Below are 6,280 nucleotides of genomic sequence, written 5' to 3'. Positions count from 1 at the left end.
GTTAAATCGTTTTAATTTTTAAAAATGTTTGTTCTCATTTGGTTTTTCTTGTTACGCGATAAATAGTACTTTTTCGTTCACAAAAAAAGTGCATAAAAAAAGCGCCTTATAGGCGCAATAATTAACATTTATAATCGAACGAAAAAGTACACTTTCTATGAAAAATAAAATTGTGTAATTAAGATGCGGAAATATTAAATCGTTTTACTTTATGCCTAAATAATAAACCGATTTGCCGCTTTTGTCAATATCTTTTTTTATGATTTTTCATTTTTATTTTTTCCACTGTGCAAACGGCTTTGAATATGTAAAAAGGAGGCGTTTTCACGCCTCCTTTTTTAGAGGAAATAGAGCTGCAAGATTATATGCTTCTATTTCTGCCTCACTCATTTACAGCGTATTAACTTATGGCGTCGCATGGCTGCGCCGCTATAGAGGTTCGCTGCATAGCAGTTTCTTACAAATACTTGCTGCGCAACCATTTGGCAAACTGCAATAATCATGAAAACCTGTTACAGCTCCATGATATCAAACCCGATGTATGTTTTATATGCCTCGAGCATTGCGTCCTTATTCTGTCCGGACGAAACGCTGACGTGGTGGCGGAAACCGTTCTTTGCGATGTCGTACAGCTTCTTCTGCATATTTTCGATATATGCAACGCCGCCCGTGCCAAAGTAACCGTCTTCGATCGGATCTCCTGTGAAAATACCGTTATCCACATAAGCAACGATCTTTCCGTTGTCGGATTTTGCGCTGGAATACGTCATGGGCATTGCCTTGATATAGCCCTGGTTTACGCCCCAGCTCACGTCGTCGCCCATTGTCTTTTTGAACATCTTGTGCTCTACGATCTCTCCCTTACCCGTCATAAGCGTATTGCAGATCGGCCCGCAGTGGAACAAAATGCACTTGTTGGGATCATCGCCATAGTTGTTGTTAAAGTCAAGGCACATTGCCGGATCCTGCGAAGCGCTTGAGAGCGCTTTCATGGAAATTGCGTTTGCAATATCGAGCTCACATGCCGTTACAATACCCCTGTCGTTAAGCTCGCTGATCAGGTTGCATACTGAAATCTGCATCTCGCGCTGGAATTCATCCCAGCAGCGGATCGTCATACAATCCGTCTCAAGCTCTGCGGCGATTTGATCTGCAGCAAGACTTGCACGAACCATTTTATCCATCGATTCTGCAGGAACTTTGGTGCAGTTCGCATAATTTTTGTAAAACTCCAGCTTGTCCGCAAATTCTTTGGAGGACGAATCCATGGATTTCATCCTCAGGAAGAAATCTGAAAGATCGATTGTCTCAACTGTAATGCCATATTTCTGAGCCGTGAGCTCGTCAAAACGCATTGTCTTAAATGCAGATACGCGCGCGCCGATCGATGCGATCGTCAGATTTTTCAAGCCTTTTACGATGCGGCATACCGCTGCAAACTTTTTCAGTTCCCGCTGGAATTCGTCGCCGTCAAGCGCTACAACATGGGATTGCGTCAGCGAGAACGGGATGCCGTACTGATAAAAAAGATCAGTGATCGCAAGCTTTCCGCAAAAAGCGTCGCGCCTGCCTGCAAAGTCCATTTTACCAATCTCGTCCGGGCATGCCTGAATCAGGATTGGCACGCCGCAGTCCTTCAGTGCCGCGATAGCCGAAGCCTCGTCGCTGAAGTTTGCAAGGCATGCGATCACGCCGTCAAATTTCCCTTTATTTTCTTCCAGAAACTTTGCGTATATTTTGCCTTCCGCAACCGTCTCTGCAGCGCCGTGGCTCGTCAGGCTCACGTCCATACTGATAAAGTCGCAGCCCGCGTCTTTTACCGCTTTTTCAAGCTGCGGGCGTGCTTCGTCTATTACATCGTCAGGCATAAACGCCCTGTTCCCATAAAATAATGCAAATGTTGTCATAAGTGGATTACCTCCCATCCATTAATCAAGACCATACCAATTCTTATTTGCTGTAAACAACCGGCATTTCCCTGCGCACTTCCTGCATCACCCTGTAGTTTTCGGGCTTCGCATCGGAATGCACGCTGTTGGAAGATGCAATGATGTATCTTCCATCCTTGCCAATCGTTTCAATCACCCTTTTTGTTTCTGCAGCGATTTCTTCCTCGCTGAATTCGCACAAAGGCTTGTAGCAGTTGATTCCGCCCATCACGACAAGATCCTTGTATTTTTCTTTCACTGCCATGATATCCATATTTGCAGACGGATCGAGCGGATGCAGCACATCGATGCCTGTAGCCACCATGTCATCCAAAATTTCATTGATATCCCCGCAGCAATGCTTAAAGCAGAATACGCCCATATCCTTGATTGCCGATACCACCTGCTGAAAGCCCGGCAGGAAGAACTCGCGGAACATATTCGGAGACACGAGCAGCTGGTTCCCGCCGCCGTAATCGTCGCCGAGCAGGATATAGTCAGCGCCAAGCGACACCGCTTTCTTTGCAAGCGCAATATTATGATCCACCGATATTTCCACAATCTTGTGGACAGCATCCGGATTCTCAAACATTGTAACGAACAGGTTTTCCATGCCCATCAGGTAGTAGGGATAATTGAATGCGTCATGGATGTGCATCCCCACCAGCCTTTTTCCCTTGAAGCGCCCTATCAGCGCGCGCAGGTACTCGAACCTGTACTCATCATTCGGATCGGGCGCAACGTATTTGTATACGTCCTCCGCATTTTTGATTGGCTCGTCCACAATCGCTGAAACAACTTCCCTGCCCTGCTGGCGAACCGTTCCCCATTCATTGCGAAACGTCCCCTTTTCCGCGTCGATTACCTCATTGCGGTAAAGCGTGGAAGGTGTATTTGTGATGACCGCATCAAGATCGAGCGCATCGCACAGGTCCATATAGTCCCCTGTATCTGTAAGCGCATCAATAATCTTTTGATCGATCATGATTTCCATTGATGGAGTGTGGTCTACCTTCTCCTTATGGAGCGTAGCAAGCATCCTCTCATATCCGTTCATGATTACGCCTTTCTGACTTTTATCAGCCTTCGTAAAGAAGCGAACGTGTGTCTTTAATGCAAAGCATATCAGTGATTACTTCACATACTTTATCATAAACTGCCTTCTGCGCGGCTTCTACATTCTTTTCATCGCCCAAGAGTGCGCTTTCATACGCCTGCCTGATTTCCGTGCCGACATTTATTTTAGCGATGCCCGCCTTAATTCCTTCACGGATACATTCCTTGTTGATGCCGCTGCCGCCGTGCAATACCAGCGGAATATTCGTTGCCGCCGAAAGTGCTTTGATATGGTCGATATCAAGCCTTGCTTCCGGTTTTTTCTGATTGCGCAGGTTTTCCGCAACCGCACCGTGGATGCTGCCTACCGCGACAGAAAGCCAATCGCAATCGCTTTCCTTTACAAATTTTTTGGCTTCCTCAAGGTCTGTAAAGCCCTTTTTCGTTGCAAAAATTTCCTCATAGGGAATCCGCGGGCCGCTTTCGTGCCCCATAACCGCGCCAAGCTCGGATTCGCAGGGAATTCCAGCCGCGTGCGCGGCAGAAGCGACCTGCTTTGTCGCCTCGATATTGCCTTCGAGATCAAGACGCGAAGCATCGATCATAACCGACTGGAAACCAGCCTTGATCGCACGCTCGATGATGGGCATATAGTCTACCTCTTTCATGTCCTCATCGATTACCGGTACATGGTCAAGATGGAGAAGCGTATGCTTCGGATCCATATATTTTTTGTATTCCTCCGCAACAGCCTCGAGGCTCTGTGAACCGAATTTTTCCCATTCCACTCTCGCCACCTGAATCATCGCGATCGAATTCATATCAACGACGGCCTGAATCACAGGTTTTACCATCGGCAGGTATGGGATATTATAGGCAGGAATCACCGTTCCGTGCTCTTTTGCTCTTTTTACTGCATCCTTTGCTTCCAACATTATTTATATATCTCCTTTATCGCTTCATAAATTCGTTTATACTGCGCATAGTTTTTACGATAGGTCGGAACATTCTCCTGCTGCGGGAGGAATGTCGATTTATATTCGATCAGGTCTCCCTGTGCCTGTGCAATGCTGTCGTATACGCCGATATTCGTGTAGCACAGGATCGCGCTTGCAAGCGTTCCCGCTTCGCTGTTCTTTGGCAGGCACACCTCCTGCTCAAAAATATCCGCACGAATCTGCATCCACATCGGCGATTTGGAACCGCCGCCCACCGTAATAATCCGTTTCAGATGGATACCGATATCCTCAAGGCAGTCGATATTGAGCTTCATTTCGTAGGTTTCCCCTTCCATGAACGCACGGAACAGGTCTCCACGCGAGGTATTGAGCCTCATCCCAACCATTGCAGCCGGCGTCACGCTGTCTGAATATGGCGTTCCGCTTCCCGCAAAGTAAGGTATCGTAATAATACTGGTCGGTTTTTGCGGCGCCTCCTGATTCAGGAGCTCATATGCGTCGGATTTTTCCGCAATATCCTTTGCCAGGGTATCCCGGAACCATTTTACCGTACATCCGCCCGACATATTAAAAGCATACGTTACATACTGGTCCTGCTGGTCAAGATATGGTACGATTGGGAACTTATAGTTCAGCATCTTTTCCATATTCATACTGCCGCCGTCCATAACAGCCGTCAGGCAGTCCACAGTGCCCATTCCGTTGGCGATATCGCCTTCATCGCGTGCGCCGCTTCCAACTGCAGCCAGAATCTGGTCGTGACCGCCGACAATCAGCTTTACGCCCGTTGTCATTCCCAGCTCATTTGCAACCCTGCTGCTCATGGTTCCCACAACGCTGCCGCCCGGCGCCGGCTTTGGTAGCATGGATATCTTAAGCCCGGCAAAATCCACCGCTTCTTTCCACCATGTCTTTTCTTTAAAATCAAACATTCCGCTGCGTGCGGCAAGCGAATAATCACAAATGTGATCTGCGCCCAGCATGTAGGTAATAAAGTCCGTAATAAATGAAATACGCTTCACCTTTGCCATCATTTCCGGTCTGTTTTTATGAAGCCATCTCAATTTATAAATTGCAAACATTGGATCAACGTAATTTCCGGATTTGCTGAAAATTTCTTTTTCGGAGAATAATTTTGTGAATTCCTCTCCTTCTTCCGTTCCCCGGTGATCCATGTAGATCATCGTGTTTGCTAAAATCTGATCGTTTTCATCAAAGCAGACAAAGGACTCGCCAAAGGATGTAACACAAATCGCACGAATTTCCTTTTTGTCACAGTCCTGTGTCGACTCAGCCAGCACTTCAAAAGCCTTATCAATTAAAACCCGCGGATCGAGTTCAAACATTCCGTCCCCGGGGCAAATCAAATCATATTCCCTGTATGCGTGGTGAAGCACATTTGCCTTCTCGTCAAAAACCGTGCTCTTTACACCGGATGTTCCCACGTCAAGCCCAATTACGTACATAAAAGTATTTCTCCATCTATTTATTATGGGAATACCACACAAGCCTAAGCAAGTGCGATATTCCCAAAAGAATTCTTCTTATTTTTTCGGCATATTCGGGTATTCGCTGAACAGCGGATACAGAATCGGCTCGTCTTCCTCGATTGTCGGGAAACGGCCTGTCTTTTCATAGAAGCGGTTATCTACATTGTCATCGTTTGTGCGCGATACCTCGCCAATCAGGCACTTGCCGCCTTCAGCCCAGAACGTGTGATACTGTCCTGTCGGAAGGGAAATGCTTTCGCCTCTGCCAATTTCAATCCTGGAACCGGCTTCCACTTCATAAGCCCTGCCGTCCTTGAAGATCGTTACAGGCGTATCCAGCTTTTCGCCGGCTTCATTTGAATTATAGCATCTGAGAACCAGCAGCCCGCCGCCCCTGTTGATGATATCTTCCTGCTTTTTCCAGTGGAAGTGGTAAGGCGTAACCTGTCCCTCTTCACTGATCAAAAGCTTTTCCGCATATGTTTTGTTGTACTTCGGATTGTCGAAACTGCCGTTCCTGAGGGTAATCATCAAAAGGCCGTCCTTCTGGAAATTGCCTTTTCCAAAATCTGTAATGTCCCATCCGAGCATACAATCTTTGATTTCGTCATATTCGCTGTTTTTCGTTTTCCATTCGTCATAAGTCCATGTTACAAAGGGAGGCAATGCAAAATTCTGTTCTTTGATAAATTCAACGGCATCCCTCATGATCTGGTTGATCTCTGATCTTTTCATAATACTACTCCTTAAACCCTTAGCGTTATAGCCTTTTTACTTATACAGGCGGCGGAATCGAAAACCCCGCCGCCTGCCACAATAACTTCTGATACCAGCCTGCGTAAAATGA

General features: G+C 46.7%; 5 protein-coding genes. All 5 read right to left on the bottom strand.

What is annotated here, in order from left to right; all coding sequences use genetic code 11:
• Positions 1-512 precede the first annotated feature (512 nt).
• The 5 genes from ACS5WU_RS13780 to ACS5WU_RS13760 all read right to left on the bottom strand — a co-directional run bounded on the left by ACS5WU_RS13780 (position 513) and on the right by ACS5WU_RS13760 (position 6,168).
• A complete protein-coding gene (locus ACS5WU_RS13780) occupies positions 513-1,907 on the bottom strand; it encodes an L-fucose/L-arabinose isomerase family protein (RefSeq protein WP_046443514.1) in 1,395 nt (464 codons plus the stop codon).
• Positions 1,908-1,950: 43 nt separating this feature from the next.
• Positions 1,951-2,985 (bottom strand): uroporphyrinogen decarboxylase family protein, encoded by a 1,035-nt coding sequence (locus ACS5WU_RS13775; protein WP_082103460.1) that lies wholly within the window; start codon positions 2,983-2,985, stop codon positions 1,951-1,953.
• 22 nt (positions 2,986-3,007) lie between these two features.
• Positions 3,008-3,919, bottom strand: coding sequence for a class II fructose-bisphosphate aldolase (locus ACS5WU_RS13770; RefSeq protein WP_302762232.1), 912 nt, complete (start codon positions 3,917-3,919; stop codon positions 3,008-3,010).
• Entirely contained in the window at positions 3,919-5,409 is a 1,491-nt protein-coding gene (locus tag ACS5WU_RS13765) for an FGGY-family carbohydrate kinase (RefSeq protein WP_046443512.1), read from the bottom strand. The genes ACS5WU_RS13770 and ACS5WU_RS13765 overlap by 1 nt, the downstream gene beginning before the upstream one ends.
• Before the next feature lie 78 nt (positions 5,410-5,487).
• Entirely contained in the window at positions 5,488-6,168 is a 681-nt protein-coding gene (locus ACS5WU_RS13760) for a D-lyxose/D-mannose family sugar isomerase (protein WP_059109571.1), read from the bottom strand.
• Positions 6,169-6,280: the final 112 nt, after the last annotated feature.

The sequence above is a fragment of the Christensenella sp. KGMB01412 genome (assembly GCF_055522415.1).
Note: the sequence above shows the minus strand (reverse complement) of the source record. Positions and strands in the feature narration are given on the sequence as shown.

What these genes read in the sequence shown, in the direction of transcription:
- ACS5WU_RS13780 (WP_046443514.1), bottom strand. Translation starts at nt 1,907, where the DNA reads ATGACAACATTTGCATTATTTTATGGGAACAGGGCGTTTATGCCTGAC.
- ACS5WU_RS13775 (WP_082103460.1), bottom strand. Translation starts at nt 2,985, where the DNA reads ATGAACGGATATGAGAGGATGCTTGCTACGCTCCATAAGGAGAAGGTA.
- ACS5WU_RS13770 (WP_302762232.1), bottom strand. Translation starts at nt 3,919, where the DNA reads ATGTTGGAAGCAAAGGATGCAGTAAAAAGAGCAAAAGAGCACGGAACG.
- ACS5WU_RS13765 (WP_046443512.1), bottom strand. Translation starts at nt 5,409, where the DNA reads ATGTACGTAATTGGGCTTGACGTGGGAACATCCGGTGTAAAGAGCACG.
- ACS5WU_RS13760 (WP_059109571.1), bottom strand. Translation starts at nt 6,168, where the DNA reads ATGAAAAGATCAGAGATCAACCAGATCATGAGGGATGCCGTTGAATTT.